20 protein-coding genes are annotated in these 18,460 nt (G+C 70.7%); 7 read left to right on the forward strand and 13 right to left on the reverse strand.

Annotation, left to right across the window (positions count from 1 at the left end):
• Positions 1-21: 21 nt before the first annotated feature.
• The 7 genes from AB5G72_RS03520 to AB5G72_RS03550 all read right to left on the reverse strand — a co-directional run bounded on the left by AB5G72_RS03520 (position 22) and on the right by AB5G72_RS03550 (position 7,716).
• Positions 22-1,185 (reverse strand): acyl-CoA dehydrogenase family protein, encoded by a 1,164-nt coding sequence (locus tag AB5G72_RS03520; RefSeq protein WP_120284577.1) that lies wholly within the window; start codon positions 1,183-1,185, stop codon positions 22-24.
• Complete coding sequence (locus AB5G72_RS03525) at positions 1,182-2,207, reverse strand: acyl-CoA dehydrogenase family protein (protein ID WP_440221010.1); 1,026 nt, start codon at positions 2,205-2,207, stop codon at positions 1,182-1,184. Before AB5G72_RS03525 ends, AB5G72_RS03520 begins: the two co-directional genes overlap by 4 nt.
• An 18-nt stretch (positions 2,208-2,225) precedes the next feature.
• The gene (locus AB5G72_RS03530) at positions 2,226-3,395 is read right to left on the reverse strand and encodes an acyl-CoA dehydrogenase family protein (protein ID WP_440221011.1); all 1,170 of its coding nucleotides are present in this window, start codon (positions 3,393-3,395) and stop codon (positions 2,226-2,228) included.
• A gap of 4 nt (positions 3,396-3,399) precedes the next feature.
• Positions 3,400-4,347 (reverse strand): enoyl-CoA hydratase, encoded by a 948-nt coding sequence (locus AB5G72_RS03535; RefSeq protein WP_396468017.1) that lies wholly within the window; start codon positions 4,345-4,347, stop codon positions 3,400-3,402.
• Positions 4,348-4,431: 84 nt separating this feature from the next.
• Positions 4,432-5,199: an SDR family NAD(P)-dependent oxidoreductase gene (locus tag AB5G72_RS03540; RefSeq protein WP_440221012.1), complete on the reverse strand. Its 768-nt coding sequence runs from the start codon at positions 5,197-5,199 to the stop codon at positions 4,432-4,434.
• Complete coding sequence (locus AB5G72_RS03545) at positions 5,196-6,821, reverse strand: AMP-binding protein (RefSeq protein WP_440221013.1); 1,626 nt, start codon at positions 6,819-6,821, stop codon at positions 5,196-5,198. The genes AB5G72_RS03540 and AB5G72_RS03545 overlap by 4 nt, the downstream gene beginning before the upstream one ends.
• 40 nt (positions 6,822-6,861) lie before the next feature.
• Positions 6,862-7,716, reverse strand: a complete 855-nt coding sequence (locus AB5G72_RS03550) for a mycofactocin-coupled SDR family oxidoreductase (protein ID WP_440221014.1) — start codon at positions 7,714-7,716, stop codon at positions 6,862-6,864.
• Positions 7,717-7,794: 78 nt separating this feature from the next.
• On the opposite strand from AB5G72_RS03550, the gene AB5G72_RS03555 reads away from it, so the two are divergent.
• Together AB5G72_RS03555 and AB5G72_RS03560 are read left to right on the forward strand one after the other, a co-directional pair.
• Entirely contained in the window at positions 7,795-9,042 is a 1,248-nt protein-coding gene (locus tag AB5G72_RS03555; protein WP_440221015.1) for an acyl-CoA dehydrogenase family protein, read from the forward strand.
• The gene (locus AB5G72_RS03560) at positions 9,039-9,845 is read left to right on the forward strand and encodes an SDR family oxidoreductase (RefSeq protein ID WP_067711807.1); all 807 of its coding nucleotides are present in this window, start codon (positions 9,039-9,041) and stop codon (positions 9,843-9,845) included. Before AB5G72_RS03555 ends, AB5G72_RS03560 begins: the two co-directional genes overlap by 4 nt.
• Positions 9,846-9,857: 12 nt before the next feature.
• Here AB5G72_RS03560 and AB5G72_RS03565 read toward each other — a convergent pair whose 3' ends face one another.
• On the reverse strand, positions 9,858-10,688 hold the full coding sequence (locus AB5G72_RS03565; protein WP_440221016.1) for a hypothetical protein: 831 nt from the start codon (positions 10,686-10,688) through the stop codon (positions 9,858-9,860).
• A 151-nt stretch (positions 10,689-10,839) separates the two neighbouring features.
• On the opposite strand from AB5G72_RS03565, the gene AB5G72_RS03570 reads away from it, so the two are divergent.
• From AB5G72_RS03570 to AB5G72_RS03585, 4 genes are all read left to right on the forward strand, one after another.
• Positions 10,840-11,019 (forward strand): hypothetical protein, encoded by a 180-nt coding sequence (locus AB5G72_RS03570; protein ID WP_067711812.1) that lies wholly within the window; start codon positions 10,840-10,842, stop codon positions 11,017-11,019.
• A 21-nt stretch (positions 11,020-11,040) separates the two neighbouring features.
• Positions 11,041-11,211, forward strand: a complete 171-nt coding sequence (locus tag AB5G72_RS03575; RefSeq protein ID WP_440221017.1) for a hypothetical protein — start codon at positions 11,041-11,043, stop codon at positions 11,209-11,211.
• 109 nt (positions 11,212-11,320) lie between these two features.
• Positions 11,321-11,902: a TetR/AcrR family transcriptional regulator gene (locus AB5G72_RS03580; protein WP_096906038.1), complete on the forward strand. Its 582-nt coding sequence runs from the start codon at positions 11,321-11,323 to the stop codon at positions 11,900-11,902.
• 27 nt (positions 11,903-11,929) lie between these two features.
• Positions 11,930-13,099, forward strand: coding sequence for an acetyl-CoA C-acetyltransferase (locus tag AB5G72_RS03585; protein ID WP_440221018.1), 1,170 nt, complete (start codon positions 11,930-11,932; stop codon positions 13,097-13,099).
• Between the two features lie 91 nt (positions 13,100-13,190).
• On the opposite strand, the gene AB5G72_RS03590 is transcribed toward AB5G72_RS03585, so the two are convergent.
• From AB5G72_RS03590 to AB5G72_RS03610, 5 genes are all read right to left on the reverse strand, one after another.
• Entirely contained in the window at positions 13,191-13,853 is a 663-nt protein-coding gene (locus tag AB5G72_RS03590) for a hypothetical protein (RefSeq protein ID WP_440221019.1), read from the reverse strand.
• Positions 13,854-14,007: 154 nt separating this feature from the next.
• Entirely contained in the window at positions 14,008-15,090 is a 1,083-nt protein-coding gene (locus AB5G72_RS03595) for an NAD(P)H-dependent flavin oxidoreductase (protein WP_440221020.1), read from the reverse strand.
• Positions 15,087-15,872: a CoA-transferase subunit beta gene (locus tag AB5G72_RS03600; protein ID WP_440221021.1), complete on the reverse strand. Its 786-nt coding sequence runs from the start codon at positions 15,870-15,872 to the stop codon at positions 15,087-15,089. The genes AB5G72_RS03595 and AB5G72_RS03600 overlap by 4 nt, the downstream gene beginning before the upstream one ends.
• Positions 15,872-16,801: a CoA transferase subunit A gene (locus tag AB5G72_RS03605; RefSeq protein ID WP_120284551.1), complete on the reverse strand. Its 930-nt coding sequence runs from the start codon at positions 16,799-16,801 to the stop codon at positions 15,872-15,874. Before AB5G72_RS03605 ends, AB5G72_RS03600 begins: the two co-directional genes overlap by 1 nt.
• Positions 16,798-17,592: an enoyl-CoA hydratase family protein gene (locus AB5G72_RS03610; RefSeq protein WP_109148489.1), complete on the reverse strand. Its 795-nt coding sequence runs from the start codon at positions 17,590-17,592 to the stop codon at positions 16,798-16,800. Before AB5G72_RS03610 ends, AB5G72_RS03605 begins: the two co-directional genes overlap by 4 nt.
• A gap of 76 nt (positions 17,593-17,668) precedes the next feature.
• Between AB5G72_RS03610 and AB5G72_RS03615 the strand changes: the two genes are divergently transcribed.
• Positions 17,669-18,442 (forward strand): SDR family oxidoreductase, encoded by a 774-nt coding sequence (locus AB5G72_RS03615; protein WP_440221022.1) that lies wholly within the window; start codon positions 17,669-17,671, stop codon positions 18,440-18,442.
• Positions 18,443-18,460 lie beyond the last annotated feature (18 nt).

Genomic DNA, 18,460 nt, shown 5'->3' on the forward strand with positions numbered 1-18,460 from the left:
GGATGATTCTAGTGGCCCCGGCTACAGCCCCGCCGCGACCTCCAGGGCGGCGAGGAGTTCGTGCGGTTGTCCGAGCAGTTGCGCTGTCCCGTGGGCCCGCTTGAAGTACAGGTGGGCGTCGTACTCCCAGGTGATGCCGACGCCCCCGTGGAGCTGGATCGACTCCCCGGCGATCCACTGCAGGGCCTCGGAACAGTAGACCTTGGCCGCGGCGGCCTCGATCTCCGCCGCGTAGGCCGCCTCGTCGGCGGCGGGCCCGTCGCCGAGTGCCTGCGCCTCGGCGACGGAGGCGGCGGCGGAGTAGGACAGCGACCGGGCGGTCTCGACCTTGACGTACATGTCGGCCATCCGGTGCTTGAGCGCCTGGAACGACCCGATGACCCGGCCGAACTGCTTGCGCTCCTGCGTGTACTGCACGGTGGCGTCCAGCACGGCGCGGGCGGCACCGACCTGCTCGGCCGACAGTGCGGCCCACCCGGCGGCGCGCAGGCGGGGCAGGAAGCTCGGACGGGTGGGGATCGCGGTGGCCGCGGCGCCGTCGAACTCGACGCGCGCCAAGGTGCGGGTGGGGTCCATCACCGGCACGCGGGTCACGGTGACGCCGGCCGCGTCGGCGGGCAACTCGAACAGGCCGACCTCGTCTCCGGCGACCGCCACGACGAGCAGCGTGGCGGCGGTGTCGGCGCCGAGGACGTGATGGGCGGTGCCGGTGAGCGTCGCATTGCCCTGCGCCGTGCCGTCGGCGCGGACCCCCGGGGTGGCCCAGCCGTCGAGCCCGGCCCAGCACAGCGCGGACAGGTCGCCGGCGGCGATTCCGGGCAGGAGGCGGGCATACGCGTCGGCGTCACCGGAGGCGAGCACGGCCTGGGCGGCGAGGACGGCGGACCCGAGCATGGGGGAGGGCGTGAGGCGTCGGCCCAGCTCCTCGCACACCAGGTGGGTCTCCAGCCAGGTGGCCCCGGCGCCGTCGTGCTCCTCGGGGATCGACAGGGCGGCGGCCCCGATCTGGTCGACCAGCGTCGCCCACAGTGCGGGGTCGTACCCGTCGTCGGAGGAGAACGCGGCGCGCACGGCCGCGGAGTCGGACTTCTTCTCCAGAAGCGCGGCCACGGACTGCCGCAACGCGGCCTGCTCCTCGGTATCGACACCGGGGGTGGCGGTCGCCGGGGTGGCGGGCGCGGTCACCGGGTGGCCCCCACGGCCCCCGCGGCCCGGGCAACGCCGCCGCGCAGTGAGTCCAGCACCCGACCGCGGTGGTAGCTCTGGGTGCCCCACGCCGTCTGCAGGGCGCGGGTCTTGGTCAGCCACAGGCCCAGGTCGTGCTCCAGCGTGTAGCCGATCGCGCCGTGCACCTGCAGCGCCGTGCGGGCGGCCAGGTAGGCGGCGTCCGCCACGGCCACGCGGGCGGCGGAGACGTCGCGGACCGCGGCGTCGGGGGCGCCGGGGTTCTCGGCGATCGCCAGGGCTCCGGCCCACAGCAGCGGGCGGGCCATCTCCAGCGCGATCGCGACCTCGGCGAGCTGGTGCTTGAGAGCCTGGTACTCGCCGATGAGTTTGCCGTACTGCTTGCGCTGCGTGGCGTAGTCGACGCTCATGTCGAGCATCGCCTGGCCGAGGCCCTGGAGCTGGGCCGCCGTGCCGAGGGCGCCGTGGTTGACCAGGTCGACGGTGCTCGCCGAGCCCACCCGCGCCCCGCGGGTCGGGGTCGTGACAGTGCGGGCGCGATCGACCGAGCGACGGGTCTCGCCGGCGGAGGCGGTGAACACCTCGTCGTCGTCGACGACCCACAGGTACCCGGCGACGTGGGCGTCGGGGGCGAACGGGGAGACCCCGGGCGCGGCGACGGACGCCAGCGCCCCGCCGGCGATCTCCCCGGCCACGTCCCCGGCGTCGGAGTCCCCGCCGAGGGCGGCGGCGATACGGGGCGCCACCATGACGGTCTCCACGACGGGACCCGGCACCGCGTGGCGGCCCAGGACCTCGAGCGCGGCCACGGCCTCGACCGCGGTGGCGCCGGCGCCGCCGGCGGCCTCGTCGATGAGCAGGGCGGCGGCGCCCGTCTCGGCGACGCGGCCCCACACGGCGGTGCCGGGGGCCGTGTCACCGGCGGCCCACGAGCGGATCACGGTGGGCATGTCGGACTTGGCCAGCAGGGAGTCGATGCTGCCGGCGAAGTCGATGATCTCGGGATCGAGTGCGAACTGCATGTTCAGAAAACCGCCTTCTCAGCCGCGCGGGAGGCCGAGGAGTCGCTCGGCGATGATGTTCTTCTGGACCTCGTTGGTGCCCGCGTAGATGGGGCCGGCGAGGGCGAACAGGTAGCCGTCCATCCACTGCTCACCGGCCAGCTCGCCGGCGGTGCCGAGGACGTCCAGGGCGGTCTCGTGGGTCGCGATGTCCCAGTCCGACCAGAAGACCTTGTTGATCGAGGACTCGAAACCGAGGTTGGCGCCGCCGGTGAGTTTCGTGACCGTGTTCCAGGTGCTCAGCTCGTAGGCGCGCGACCCGATCCACGCGTCCACGACGCGGTCCGCCAGGGACCCACGGGTGCGGTCGTCGAGCTCGGCCTCGGCGGTGCCCCACAGGTCGAGCAGCCGGTCGGTCGTGGCGAGGAACCGTCCGGGGGAGCGCAGCGACAGGCCGCGCTCGTTGTTGGCGGTGGACATGGCCACCTTCCAGCCCTGGTTGACCTCGCCGATCACGCCGGACTCGGCGGGGTTCGCCGGGTCGTCGGGCACGAAGACGTCCTCGAGGAACAGCTCGGCGAAACCGGGCAGGCCGTCGAGCTGGTCGATCGGGCGGACCGTGACGCCCTCGGCCCGCAGGTCGAACATGAAGTAGGTCAGGCCCTTGTGGCGGGGTTCGTCCGGGTCCGTGCGGAACAGGCCGAAGCCCTTGTCGGCGAACGAGGCGCGGGTGGACCACACCTTCTGCCCGTTGAGCACCCAGCCGCCCTCGACGCGCCTGGCGGTCGAGCGCAGGGACGCCAGGTCGGACCCGGCCTCGGGCTCGGACCAGGCCTGCGCCCAGATGTCGTCGGCGCGGGCCATGCGCGGCATGATGTGCGCCAGCTGCTCCGGGGTGGCGTGGTCGAACAGCGTCGGTGCCAGCAGGAAGATGCCGTTCTGGCTCACCCGCAGCGGGGCTCCGGCGCGGAAGTACTCCTCCTCGAAGACCACCCAGTTGACCAGCCCGCAGTCGCGGCCGCCGAACTCCTCGGGCCACGACACGACCGACATGCGGGCGTCGGCCATCGTCGCCTCCCACCGGCGGTGGGCCTCGAAGCCCTCGCGGGTGTCCATGTGGGGCAGCGGCTCGGTGGGCACGTTGGCCTCGAGCCACTGCCGCACCTCGAGCCGGAACTCGCGGGTCGATGCGTCCAGATCCAGATCCACGGCGTCAGTCCTTCTTCTCGCCGGTCGGGGCGGCGCCGCCGGTCGAGCCGGTGTTCGCGCTGTCGCGCATCGAGCGCGCGTCCATACCGCCCAGGGAGGCAGAGAACGAGTCGGTGTCGTCCGGCTCGGCGTTGGCGGAGTGCGCGAACATGTGCCAGCCGAACGCGGTGTCCAGGGAGGTCTGCAACCCCATCTGGTCCTCGTTCGAGTTGATGACCTTCTTGGCCAGCGTCAGACCGAACGCCGGCATGGCCTTGATCTCCTCGGCGATCGAGTCGACCTTGGCCTGCAGCTCCTCGCGGGGCACGACGTGGTTGAGCATTCCCCACTCCAGCGCCTCGGCGGCGCCGAACCTGCGACCGGTGTAGAGGATCTCCTTGGCGCGGCGCGGGCCCAGCACGAAGGCGTGGGCGAAGTACTCGACGCCGGGGATGCCCATCTTCACCACGGGGTCGGAGAAGAAGGCGTCGTCGGAGGCCACGATGAAGTCGCAGATCCACGCCAGCATGAGTCCGCCGGCGATGCACGCGCCGTGCACCTGGGCGATCATCGGCTTGGGGATCTCCCGCCACCGGCGGCACATCTGGACGTAGACCTCGCTCTCGCGGGCCAGGCGTCGGTCGCCGCCGCCGCGGGTGGTGTGGTCCCACCAGAGCGCCGCACGGTTGGGGTACTGGACGTGGTGGTCGCGCTCGGGCGTGCCGATGTCGTGGCCCGCCGAGAAGTGCTTGCCGTTGGCCCGGAGGACGATCACCTTCACCGCATCGTCCTCTACGGCTTTGATGAACGCGTTGTCCAGCGAGTACGTCATCACCGAGTTCTGCGCGTTGCGGAAGTCCGGTCGGTTGAGGGTGACGTACGCGGTGCCGTCGGTGACCTCGTAGGCGACGGGCTGGGTGTCCGGCCCGAGGTCGTCGACCCCGAGGACCGGGGGGATCGGTGCATCGGTCATGAGCTGGGGTTCTCCTTACCTAGCAAGTGCTTGGTTGGTAACTGTACCGGACGGGCGCGGCGAGCCGGATTCAGACGGCTCTCGTCACACCCCGTAACCCCCGTCCACGTCGAGCTTCTGGCCCGAGATGAACCCGGCGCGGTCCGACGCCAGGAACGCGACCGCCTCGGCGATGTCGGCGGCCGTACCGAACCGGCGCAGGGGGATGTTGCCGCGTGTGACCTCCAGCGCGCGCTCGTCGAGGTCGCCGGAGGAGATGAGCCGCTCGGCCATCCCGTCGGTGAGCATCCCCGGGCCCACGCAGTTCACGCGCACGCCGAAGCGCCCCTCCTCGGCGGCCAGGCCCCGGACGAGCTGCTCGACCGCGCCCTTGGGGGCGGCGGACAGTCCGTCGCGCACCGGATAGCGGGTGGTGGCCGCAGTGGTGACGACGACGACGTTGCCCGCCACCGCACGCAGGTGCTCCAGCGCGGGGCGCACGATCGCGAAGAACCCGACCGCGTCGTCCTCGAGCTGTCGACGGAACTCGGACGGTGCGATCCGGGACAGGTGCACCATGGGCACGTGCGGACCGGCGCAGTGGGCCAGCACGCGGATTCCGCCGTGTCGGGAGGCGATCCCGTCGATCACCGAGGCCACCTCGTCGTCGTCGTTCCCGTCGCCGTCACCGTCGGCGTGGCCTGGCGCCAGGCGCACGGCTTCCACCCCCAGTTCCCGCGCCAGGTCCTCGGGCTCGGTCGAGCGGTAGCCGAGGACCAGGGGCGCGTCGGGGAACTCGTCCGCGAGCCGTCGGGCGACCGCTCCGCCGATCCCACCGGAGGCGCCGGTGACCAGGACGGCGCCGGGACTCATCGCAGCTCGGTCTTGACGATCTTGCCCGAGGCGTTGCGCGGAAGGGAGTCGACGAACGCGACCGTGCGCGGCCGCTTGAAGTTGGCCAGGTGCTCGGAGCAGAAGTCCAGCACGTCCTGCTCGGTGAGGGTCGAGCCCTCGCGGCGGACGATGAACGCCTTGCCGACCTCGCCCATCCGATCGTCCGGGACACCGATCACGGCGGTCTCCACCACTCCGTCCAGGCGGGCCAGGGTCTGCTCGATCTCGGCGGGATAGACGTTGAACCCGCCGTTGATGTACATGTCCTTGAGCCGGTCGCTGATGCGCAGGTTGCCGTCGGCGTCGATCTCGCCGACGTCGCCGGTGTGCAGCCAGCCGTCCGGGTCGATGGTCTTGGCCGTGTTCTCGGGGTCGTCGAGGTAGCCCTGCATGACCATCTCGCCGCGGGTGAGGATCTCGCCGTGCTCGCCGATGCGGATCTCCATGCCCGGGTAGGCGCGGCCGCACGTGGTGGACACCGTGACGTCGTCGTCACCGGTGCGGGTGGTGGTGATGAAGCCCATCGTCTCCGTCTGGCCGTACGCGGTGATCACCGTCTCCAGCCCCAGGTCGGACTGCATCCGCTCGATGAGCACCACCGGCACCACCGAGGCGCCGGTCACCGCCACCCGCAGCGACGACAGGTCGTAGTCGACACGGGTGGGGTCGTCGAGCAGTGTCTGGAAGATCGTCGGTGCCCCGGTGAGGATCGTGACCTTCTCGTCCCGGATCAACCGCATGGTCTCGGTGGTCGAGTAGACGGCCAGGGGGACGATCGTCACGCCGAACAGCACGCACGTCAGGAAGCCGGCCTTGTAGCCGAAGCTGTGGAAGAACGGGTTGACGATGAGGTACCCGTCGCGCTCCGTGAGCCCGTTGTTGCCGCCCCACGCGCGCGAACCCGCGACGGTCTGACGGTGCAGGGCCACCACACCCTTGCTCTTGCCGGTGGTACCGGAGGTGAAGAGGATGTCGGCCACGTCGTCCCCGGTCACCGCGTCGGCGCGCGCGTCCCCGGCGGCGAGCAGCTCCTCGGTGGCCAGCGCGCGCAGGTCGTCGAAGTCCACGACGTCGACGCCCCCGGCGGCGCCGGCCCCCGCGGGGACCGTGTCGCCGGCGTCGAGGGGGATGCGCACGATCGTGCGCAGGGAGGTGGCCGCTGCGAGCGGGCCGGCGGCGGCCCCGGTGGCCCCGGTGGCGTCGGTGACCCCGGCGGCGTCGACGAGGTCGACGATCCGCTCGGTGCCGAGGAACGTCCCCGCGACCACGGCCGCCACCGCGTGGGTGCGCTGGATGATCTCCAGTGTCTCGCTCCCGGTGTAGCGCGTGTTCGCGGGGACGACGGTGCCTCCCGCGAACTGCACGCCCAGCGCCGCGACCACCCAGTGGCGGGTGTTGGGCGCCCAGATCACCACGCGGTCACCGGGGGCGAGCCCGCGCGAGACGAGGCCGGCGGCGAACCGGCGGACCTCGTCGAGCAGGTGGGCCCACGTCCAGCGGGTGTCCTGGCCGGGCTGCACGTCGACGATCGCCTCGCGCTCCGGCCACGACCGGGCCGCGCGACGCAGGGCGGCGGGGGTGGTCTCCACGGTGGTGCTCATGGCCTGCACCCTACCAAGCAAGTGCTTGGTTTGGCCGCCGTCAGTACTTGAGCGCTCCCCGGTCGACCGTGAGCTGGACGCCGGAGATCGACCGCGAACCGTCGCCGGCGAGGTAGGAGACCACCTCGGAGACCTCCTCGGGCGGCATGAAGTCGGCGAGCGTGCTCGCGCCGTCCACGCGGGCGTTCTTCAGGGGCATCGGCGAGAAGCTGTGGAGGAACGACGGGAAGCGGCCGAAGAGGTCGGCCATGCCCTCGGGATCGATCATCGGCGTGTCCACCGAGTAGGGGTGGATCGAGTTGACGCGGATGCCGAACTCGCCCACCTCGAGTGCGAGGGCGTTGGTCAACGCCACCAGACCGGCCTTCGAGGCCGAGTAGTGCCCGTTCCCGGGCGTCGCCTTGAGGCCTGCGGACGAGCTGACGATGATGATCGACCCGCCGTTTCCCGCCTCGATCATCGCCGGCACCGCCGCACGGATCGTCCGCCACGTGCCGCTGAGGTTGACGCCGATGACCGTGTCCCAGTCGTCCTCCGGCATCTCCCACAGTCGCCCCCAGCTGAGCACGGCGGCGTTGGCGACCAGGATGTCCAACCGTCCGAAGGTGGAGATCGTGCGGGCGACGAGATCCTGCAGCGCGCCCAGGTCGCGGATGTCGAGGACCGCCGAGATCGCGCGCCGGCCGGTCTCCTCCACGAGGCGGACGGTCTCGGCCAGGTCGTCCGGCGTGGGTGCGGGATAGGTGGCGGACCCGGACACCGGCGCGCAGACGTCGACGACGACGAGGTCGGCGCCCTCCGAGGCGAGGCGGACCGCATGGGCCCGGCCCTGGGCGCGCGCGGCGCCGGTGATGAAGGCGACCTTGCCGGACAGGGGCTGAGAGGGGGGGGTCATGGGCGTCATCCAAACCGATCCCGGCGTGGGCGGAGGGCGGTTCCGGCAAACCAAGCAAGTGCTTGGTAGTGTGGGCGTATGACCGAGAGTTCGGCACCCGAGAAGTGCACGCCCGCGTCGGAGATGACCGACGACGAGTTCGCGGCGGAGTTCCGCACCTGGTTGGATGCCAACCTCGTCGGCGAGTTCGCCGAGATCAAGGGCGTCGGCGGTCCCGGTAGCGAACACGAGTTCTTCCCGCAACGCCTCGCCTGGGAGCGGCACATGGCGGCGGCGGGCTGGACCTGCGTCGGCTGGCCGGTCGAGCACGGCGGGCGCGGCGCATCGCTGAGTCAGCAGGTGCGGTTCCACGAGGAGTACGCCAAGGCCGACGCCCCGGCGCGGGTGTCCCACCTCGGTGAGACGCTCCTCGGCCCGACCCTGATCGCCCACGGGACCCGGGAGCAGAAAGACCGCTTCCTGCCGCGGATCATCGACGTCACCGAACTGTGGGCTCAGGGGTACTCCGAGCCCGGCGCCGGGTCCGACCTGGCCAACGTCTCGACGACCGCCGAACTCGGGGATGACGGCAGGTGGCACCTCAACGGGCAGAAGGTGTGGACCTCGCTCGCGCACCTCAGTCAGTGGGTGTTCGTGGTGGCCCGCACGGAAGCGGGTACGAGCCGGCACAAGGGACTGAGTTTCCTCCTGGTCCCGCTCGACCAGCCGGGTGTGGAGATCCGCCCGATCCAGCAACTGACAGGGACCTCCGAGTTCAACGAGGTCTTCTTCGACGATGCGGTCACCGACGCCGGCATGATCGTGGGGGAGCGGGGCGACGGCTGGAAGGTGGCCATGACCCTGCTCGAGTTCGAGCGGGGGGTCTCCACCCTGGGCCAGCAGGTCGGCTTCGCCCGCGAACTCGACGAGATCGTCGCGATGGCCCGCGCCAACGGCAGCGCCGAGGTGCCCGCCGTGCGCGAGCGCATCACCCGCGCGTGGATCGGGCTCAAGGTGATTCGTGCCCACGCGCTGCGGACCCTCGCCGAGCGCGACTCCTCCGGCGGCAACGCCTCCGCCGCGAAGCTGCTGTGGGCCAACTGGCACCGCGACCTCGGCGAGCTCGCGATGGAGGTGCAGGGGGCACAGTCCCTCACCGGTCCCACCCGCACCTCCGAGGGAGCGCCCAACGACCTCCGCGACCCCGAGAACCTCGAGCTCGCGCAGTGGCAGCGGCTCTTCCTGTTCACCCGCTCCGACACCATCTACGGCGGATCGAACGAGATCCAGCGCAACATCATCTCCGAGCGCGTGCTCGGACTACCCCGAGAGGCAAGGCCGTCATGACCGAGCAGAAATCCCCCCTCGCCGTCGTCCCCGAGGAGACCCCCGGACACGGACTGCTCAAGGGAAAGAAGGTCGTGGTGACCGCGGCGGCCGGGACCGGGATCGGCTTTTCGGCGGCCCGACGCGCGGCGCTCGAGGGCGCCGACGTCCTGGTCTCCGACTTCCACGAACGCCGCATGAACGAGGCCCGCGACGCGCTCGCCGCCGAGTTCCCGGACCAGCAGATCGAGTCGCTGACCTGCAACGTCCAGTCGACCGCCGACGTCGACGCACTGATCGCCGGTGCCGCGGAGAAGCTGGGCCGGATCGACGTGCTCATCAACAACGCCGGACTCGGCGGCGAGACCGAACTCGTCGACATGACCGACGAGGACTGGGACCGGGTCCTGGACATCACCCTGAACGGCACCTTCCGCGCGACGCGCGCGGCGCTGAGGTACTTCCGCGACGCGGAGCACAACGGCGTGATCGTCAACAACGCCTCCGTGCTGGGTTGGCGCGCGCAGCGGGCGCAGGCCCACTACGCCGCGGCCAAGGCCGGCGTCATGGCGCTGACCCGCTGCTCCGCCATCGAGGGTGCCGACTACGGGGTGCGGATCAACGCCATCGCCCCGTCCATCGCCCGCCACAAGTTCCTCGAGAAGTCCGCCTCCGCGGAGCTGCTCGACGAGCTCGCCGCCAAGGAGGCCTTCGGGCGGGCCGCCGACGTGTGGGAGGTCGCCGCGACCATCGCCATGCTCGCAAGCGACTACACGACCTACCTCACGGGCGAGGTCGTCTCCATCTCCTCGCAGCGCGCCTGACGGGCAGCGGCATCAGGCGGTCCGGACCTTCTCCGCCTGCGCTGCGAAGAGCTCGAGGGCGGTGTCCCGGGCCTCGTTGGAGATCGGCCCGTCGGTGCCGGACGCCGTGACGGAGATGCCGAGCCCGCGGACGACGCCCGTGATCATCACGTTCGACGTCCGGATGGACTGCCCCATCATGGTCATCGAGTTGTCCTGGACCACGGCCGCGAAGTCCTCGACCCCCTCCGGGGCGTCGACCTCCAGCAGCGAGTTCTGCGCCTCGGTGATCATCTCCTCGCCCTGGAGCGGGAACGCGACCGTCATGACCGGGCAGTCCTGGATCTGCTGCGCCCGCGCGGCCAGGCCGTCGGTCACCCGGGTCACGGCCACCGCGAACGAGGTGCCCCCGACCTGGCCGGCCTGGATCGCCATCGCGTCCGGCTCCGACTGCGCACCCAGCCCGTCCTGACTGATGTCCGCGCACTGCTCCGGCTCGACGCGGACATCGGACGTGAACGCGCCGAGCGCGTCCATCCCGCCGGCGATCTCATCCGCGGGGACGGGTTGCAGCCCGACCTCCGGGGCGTCCTCGGCGGTGAGGACGAGCTGCTCGACCTTGCCGGGCGGCGGGGTCGACCCCGGATCGGCGGGCTCCGACGACACTGCGGACTCCGACGACGCTGCCGACCCCGCCGGTTCGGCCGACTCGGCCGCGGCGGTGGCGGTGGCGGTGCTGCCCTCGTCGTCGTTCCCCTCCCCGGTCGCGCACGCGCCCAGCCCCAGCGTCAGGCCGAGCACCGCCGACGCCACGAGGGCACGGGTGCGACAGGGGCGGGAGGTCAGTGATGAGGTGGTCCGCATGCGCCGGAGTCTAGCGGCGAGGTGGGCGGGGCGGCGGCGCCTGTGCGCCGCGCCCGGCACCCGCGTGGCAATCCGGGGGACTGCCCCGCGGGCGGTCGGGGGCCTCACTAAGCTGAGTGTCGTCAACCCCCTCGACCATCGGAGATGAAGAATGATTGACCTCAGCGGCGTGCTCGGAGGGCTCGCTGACGACCTGTGGGGATCCGTGGACGGCATCGTTCCGGCCGGATCGGCCGGCAACGTTATCGGTGGCGTGCTCAAGCTGCCCGCAGCCCTGCTCTACGGCTCGTCCAACCTGTTCTGGGGCTTCGGCTCCCACGGCCCCGCCTGATCCGACCGAACGGAGAACACCATGCTCAGTGGCTCACTGCACGACCTCCACGAGACGATCGACGGATCGGTCGACGGCCTCGCTCCCTCCCTGCCGGCCGGCTCCCTCGGCGACATCGTCCACGGGGTCCTCAACATCCCCGGGGCGATCATCGCGACCCTGGAGTACGTCCTCCTGGGTTTCGGTTCCTGACCCGACCGCGCGACAGTGGCCGAGCCCCCGGGCATCTTTCCGGGGGCTCGGTGACGCGGGGGAGGACCGAACCTCTACCTAGCAAGTGCTTGGTTGGTACCCTCGGGGTATGACCAGCACGACCAGACGTGAGGAGCTCCTGTCGATCGCGGCAGGGCTCTTCGCCGAACGCGGCCTGCGTGCGACCACCGTCCGCGACATCGCCGACGCCGCGGGCATCCTCTCGGGGAGCCTCTACCATCACTTCTCGTCAAAAGAGGCGATCGTCGACGAGATCCTCCGCGGGTTCCTCGACGCACTCTTCGGCGAGTACCGTCGGATCGTGGAGGCCGGCCTCGGCCCGCGGGAGACCCTGGAACAGCTGGTCCGCGCCTCGTTCGAGGCCATCCACCGCGACCGCGACGAGGTCGCCATCTACCAGGACGAACTCAAGCACCTGCGCGGCAACCCGCGATTCGACTACCTCCGTGAGCGCAACACCGAGTTCCGCGAGATGTGGACCGACGTGCTCACCCGCGGGATGGAGTCCGGCGACTTCCGCGGTGACCTCGACGTGCGGCTCACCTATCGCTTCCTGCGCGACACGGTGTGGGTCGCCGTGCGGTGGTACCGGCCCGACGACGAGAACGATCACGCGGCCATCGCGGACCAATACCTCAACATCGTGCTCGACGGCCTGGCCGTCGGCTGACCTTCCCATCCCTTCCCGAGGAGACACATGACCAGCGTGACCGGCCGCGAGGCCTACGTTATCGACGCCGTCCGCACGCCTGTCGGCAAGCGCGGCGGCAGCCTGTCCGGACAGCATCCGGCCGACCTGGGCGCGCACGTCATCAAGGCGGTCGTCGAACGCACCGGTATCGACCCGGAGGTCGTCGACGACGTCATCTTCGGCTGCGTCGACACCATCGGCCCCCAGGCCGGCAACATCGCCCGCTCCGCCTGGCTCGCCGCCGCGATGCCCCTGGGCGTCCCGGGCACCACCGTGGACCGACAGTGCGGCTCCAGTCAGCAGGCCATCCACTTCGGCGCACAGGCCATCTGGTCCGGCACCCAGGACGTGATCCTGTTCGGCGGGGTGCAGAACATGAGTGCACTGCCCATCTCGTCGGCCATGCTCGCCGGCCGGGAGTACGGCTTCGACGATCCGTTCACCGGTTCCACCGGCTGGGTCGAGCGCTTCGGCTCCCAGGAGATCTCGCAGTTCAACGGCGCCCAGATGATGGCCGACAAGTGGGACATCTCCCGCCGGGAGATGGAGGAGTGGGCACTGCAGTCCCACGCCCGCGCCCGCGCCGCGATCGCCGAGGGGCGGTTCGCCGGCGAGTACGTGCCGATGGCCGGCCTCGAGGCCGATGAGACCACGCGCGAGACCACCCTGGAGAAGATGGCCTCGCTGCCCGTGCTGGCCGAGGGCGGCTCGCTCACCGCCGCCGTCGCCTCGCAGATCTGTGACGGCGCCTCCGCCGGGCTGCTCGCCTCCGCCGAGGCCGTCGAGAAGTACGGACTGACGCCGCGCGCCCGCATCCACCACCTCACCGTCCGCGGTGACGACCCGGTGATGATGCTCTCCGCGCCCATCCCGGCGACCAAGCACGCGCTGGCCAAGACCGGCCTGACGATCAACGACATCGACGTGGTGGAGATAAACGAGGCCTTCGCCCCCGTCGTACTGGCGTGGATCAAGGAGACCGGCGCGGACCCGGCGCGCGTCAACCCCAACGGCGGCGGCATCGCGCTGGGCCACCCGCTCGGCGCCACGGGGGCCAAGCTGTTCGCGACCCTGCTGAACGAGCTCGAGCGGACCGGCGGCCGCTACGGCCTGCAGACCATGTGTGAGGGTGGCGGCACCGCCAACGTCACGATCATCGAGCGCCTGGACGCCTGACGGCGACGACCCCCGAACGACAGGACGGGCCCCGCACCAGCCGGTGCGGAGCCCGTCTCTTGGCGCCGGTAGGCCCGGGCGCGGTGAGGGGTCAGTTCTCGGTATCGGTCTCGCCGAGCGCGGAGGACAGGACGGCCAGGTCGAGCTCGCCCTCGGCCTCACCGCCGAGCGCGGACGAGAGGGTGTCGAGGCCGAGGCCGAGGCCGCCGCCGGCCTCGCCGCCGCCGAGGACCGAGGAGAGCACGGCGAGGCCGTCGCCCTCGGTCAGCCCTGCCAGCGAGCCGGTGATGGCATCGACGGGGTTGCCGACGACGAGCGGCGCCTCGATGGAAGGCTCCTCGTCCGTGGCGCAGTAGGTGACGAGCGCGTAGACATCCGGCTCGACGGTGGCCGACGCGGTGTCGGAGCTGACGCCGACCCCGGCGACCTCACCAAGGACGACGGACGGGAGCCCGGTGGTGTCGCTCTTGAGTACGGTGACGCTGGGATCGCCGGTCAGCGTACCCAGGATCGTCTCGAGGTCGCCGTTGGCGAGCTTGCCCGCCAAGGTGGCCGCCGAGGAGGTCGGCGTCAGCACCGCCCCGCACGCGTCGCCGTCAGCGAGCCCACCGTTGTCGAGCGCGAACGTCACGGACACGGTGTTGCCGTCGACGGACGAGTCGGCCGTGGTCGCGGCCGCGACGCCGGCGCCGGCGACGGTCAGTGCGGTGGCCGCGCCGAGGGCGGCGGCGGTACGGAGAGCAGTACGGGACATGAGGGGTTCCTCCGGAGGGGATGGGACGGGCCGAGCCCGCCTGATATGTGAACTGTCTAAGGATAAGCCAAGAGTTCGCCATACGTGGGGATTATCGAAGACGAACGCCCCCACCTGTTGTGAACACAGGTGGGGGCGTCCGTCCGGTGGTGTCTCAGCCGAGTTCGCGGAGCGCGTCCAGCCGTTCGTGAGCTTGGGTCATGATCCGTTGGATCAGTTCGTCACAGCTCGGCAGGTCGTCGATCATGCCCACGACCTGTCCGGAGGCCAGGACGCCGGCCTCGGTGTTGCCCTCGACCAGCCCGGCCTTGAGCAGCATCGGGGTGTTGGCGGCCATGACGATCTGCTGCCACGTCCGGTCGGACGCCTTCCTCATGTTGAGGCCGTCCTTGGCGAGCTGCTGCCACTTCATGCCCGTCATGGACTTGAACTTATTCGCGTTCTGCACGGCGGCGGCCATGCCCTTGAGTGGGCTGCCCGATTCGAGGGCGTTGACCAGGCCCGTGCGCAGGACGCGGTGCGGCATGCCGTCGACGCGGGTGGAGACGACGGTGTCCTGCAGGCCCTTCTCCAGGTACTGCGTCTTCACCGCATCGGGCACCCGGGAGTCGCTGGTGAGCAGGAAGCGGGTGCCCATGGCGACGCCCGCGGCGCCGTAGGACAGCGCCGCGACCAGTCCGCGGCCGTCGAAGAAGCCGCCGCCGGCGACCACGGGGATCGAGGTGTTGCCCGCGCCGCCGAGCGCGTCGATGACGCTGGGGAGGAGCAGGGTGGTGGCGACCTGGCCGGTGTGGCCACCGCCCTCACCGCCCTGGACGATCACCGCGTCGGCGCCCCAGGAGGCGACCTTGACGGCGTGCTTGGCGGCGCCGATGGAGGGGACGACGACGAGGCCGTTCTCCTTCAGCCGGGCGATCAACTCCGGCTTGGGCGCGAGAGCGAACGACGCGACCTTCACCCCGTGGCGGATCATCAGCTCGCACCGCTCGGCGGCGTCCTCGGCGTCGGCCCGGAGGTTGACGCCGAAGGGCTTGGAAGTGAGCGTCTTGGTCCGCACGATGGCGTCCTCGAGCTCGGCGTAGGTCATGGTGGCCGAGGCGATGATCCCCAGTCCGCCGGCGTTGGCCGTGGCCGCGGTCAGCTCGGGTCCGGAGACCCAGCCCATGCCTGTCTGGACGATCGGGTACTCGACACCGACGAGCTCGGTGAAGGCCGTGGACAGTGTCGGCGCGTTCATGCGGCCGGCACCTCGCGGTCGCGGAACCCGCGCGGGTCCAGCACCTCGCGGATGATGCGCAGCTCCTCGTCCGAGGGGGCGCGGGTGACCGCGGCGTCGGCCAGGCCCTCGATCTCGAAGCCCGTGTTCTCCGCGACCTCATCAGCGGTGACGCCGGGGTGCAGGCTGACCGCACGCATGCTGCGGTCGGCGCCGCCGAAGTCGAATACGCCCAGGTTGGAGACCACCCGGTGGATGTGGTGGTACCGGAAGGCGGGGTCACCCTCGGTGTAGCGGTCGTAACCGACGCCGCAGACGACGTCGACCTTCGCCGTGAAGACCCGGGAGGAGTGCTTGCCCACCCAGTAGCTGGTGGCGTGGTTGATCGAGTTGCCGGGCGCCCCGCGCAGGCCGAACATCTGGCGGGTGGGCTTCTGCACGTCGTCACCGAACGCGGAGAGGTTCTGGTTGCCGAAGCGGTCGATCTGGTTGGCGCCCATCACCACGTGGCGGGTGCCGGCCTGCAGGACGTCGAACACGCGGGGGAACGGGATGTACCCCTCGAAGTCGATGGTCTTGCCCAGCGGCGGGGTCTGGCCGAGGAATCGGTACTCGCCGTCGGTGATGAGCAGGTCCGGCTCGGTGGTGAGCCGGGCCAGACGCGCGCCGATGGTGGCCATCGGGGTCATGGGGGACGCGAAGATCTCACCGGCGCCGGCGAAAATATCCGCGCAGGCGACAGCGCAGTACTCGGCCCTGCTGATGGACTGAGTGGTGGCGGACTCGGTGGTGACGTCGGACATCACTTGGCTCCCTTCTGGGCGGCCTTCTCGGCAGCGACCTTCTCCGCGAACGCGGTGACGGCCTTCTGGTAGTCCTCCTCGGACCCGGACAGGAACTCGTCGACGAACGCCTTCCACGACGTCTCATCCTTCGCGGACGTGGCGTAGTGCTTCTGGAACGCCTCGTCGCGGCCGTAGCCACCCGCGAACGTGAAGTGGGCGCCGTTCGGGGCCTCGGAGACGGTGTCGACGAACATGCGGCTGAGCAGCATGCGCTGCGGGCCGACCTCGTTCATCAGGGCGTCCGCGGAATCGACGATCTCGTCGGTCTCGAGCAGGACGGTGTCCGCGGCCATGGCGTAGAGATCGTCGAAGTACCCGTCGGCGCCGGTGAACGCGGCGTTGCCGTGTTTGTCCGCCTTGTCCAGGTGGATCAGCGCGGCATCCATGCGCAGGGCGGGCATCGCGACCAGGGTCTCGGTCTTGCCGTCGACCTGGTACGGCGAGTCGACGGTCTTGAGTTCGTCGCCCCAGAACCGGAAGACGTCCGAACCGAGGCCTGCGCGGGTCGGCAGGAACGGCAGGCGCTGCGCGGCGGCGGTGAGGCCCGCGCGAACCATGCCCTCGTCCATCTCGCGGGAGATGATCGAACCCTCGGTGCGGCGCGCTGCGAACCAGGGGTCGTAGAACGGGGCCGAGTCCAGGGTGACGAAGCCGTAGTAGGCCTTGGAGACCTTGCCGGCCGAGCACAGCAGGCCGAGGTCCGGGCCGCCGTAGGTGATGACGGTGAGGTCGGTGAGGTCCTCGCGGCGCAGGATCGCGCGGACCAGCGCCATCGGCTTGCGTCGGGAACCCCAGCCGCCGATGCCGATCGTCATGCCGCTGGAGAGGCGCGAGACGGCCTCGTCCAGGCTCGTGCGCTTGTCGCGCGGGGTGGGGGTGCTGCTCACTTGTTCTCGCCCGTCCTCTCGGATCGCTTGTCTCGTTTGTCCAAGTTCTGGCCCGTCTTGACGAACTCGTCGCGGTGCTCGTCGGCAACGCCGGCGAGGTTGAGTTCGAACGTGAAACCCTGCTCCATGCGATACGAGGACTTCACGTCGACCGGGTCGATGTGGTTGATGGCTTCCTTGGCCGCCCGGATGACCCGCGTGTCCTTGGCCGCGATGGTCTCCGCGAGGTCGCGTGCCGCGGCGTCCAGCTGGTCGCGGGGGACCACGTTGTAGACGGTGCCCCACGAGTGGAGCTGCTGCGCCGTGACGTTGCGCGACGTGAAATACAGGGTGCGCATCATGTGCGGGGGGACCATCCGGGCCAGATGCGTGGCGGCGCCGAGCGCCCCCCTGTCCACCTCGGGCAGGCCGAACACCGCATCGTCGGAGGCGACGATGCAGTCGGCGTTGCCCACCAGGCCGATCCCGCCGCCCACGCAGAACCCGTTCACCGCGGCGATCACGGGGACCGCGCACTCGTAGACGGCGTTGAACGCGACGTAGCAACCGCGGTTGGCGGCCAGCAGGTGGTCGAACCCCTCGAAGTCCTGCATCTCCTTGATGTCGACGCCCGCGTTGAATCCCCGGCCCTCGGCCCGGAGGATCACGACGTGGACGTCGGGGTCGCGGCCCGCGGCGAGGATCTGCTCGCCGAGTTCGAACCATCCCGCGGACGGGATGGCGTTGACAGGTGGGTAGTCGACCGTGACGGTGGCTATCCCGTCTGCGCCCTTGTCGACGTTGATGCCCATGGAGCTCCTTCCCGCGCCACCGCCGTCCGGGACGGCACAGTGACTAACCAAACGCTTGCTTGGTAGGCTAGCACGCATGACGAACATCGATCTGGGTCTGGCGGGGAAGGTCGTCCTCGTCACGGGGGGCGTACGCGGCGTGGGCGCCGGCATCAGCACGGTCTTCCGGGAGGCCGGCGCGGTGGTCGTCACCTGCGCGCGCCGGCCCGCCGATGAAGGCTCCGACGTGGCCGATCTGGAGTTCCACTCCGTCGATCTCCGCGACGCCGAGGCGGTGCGCGCGATGATCGACGGCATCGTCGCCGACCACGGGCGGCTCGACGTGGTGGTGAACAACGCCGGGGGCGCACCGTTCGCCCTGGCGGCGGAGGCCAGCGCCAACTTCCACGCCAAGATCGTCGCCCTCAACCTGCTGTCGGCGTTGACCGTGGCGCAGGAGGCCAACCGGGTCATGCAGCCGACCGTTGGGGCGATCATCAACATCTCGTCCGTCTCCGGGCACCGGCCCTCGCCCGGCACCGCGTCGTACGGCGCCGCAAAGGCGGGCGTCGACTCGCTCACGCAGTCACTCGCGGTGGAGTGGGCGCCCGCGGTCCGGATCAACTCCGTGGTGGTGGGCCCGGTCAAAACCGAGCTGGCCGAGATGCACTACGGGGACTCCGACGGCGTGGCGGCCGTCGACGCGACGATCCCGATGGGCCGGATGGCGGACCCGCGGGACGTCGGCCAGGCCGCAGCATTCCTGGCCTCGCCCCTGGCCGCGTACATCACCGGGGCCGAGTTGCTGGTCCACGGCGGCGGCGAGAAGCCCGCGTTCCTCTCGGCGTCGACCGCCGACAACAAGCACTGACCACCCACGAACAAGGAG

This window comes from Dietzia sp. MNB45 (genome assembly GCF_051994785.1).
GTDB classification, from domain to species: domain Bacteria; phylum Actinomycetota; class Actinomycetes; order Mycobacteriales; family Mycobacteriaceae; genus Dietzia; species Dietzia kunjamensis.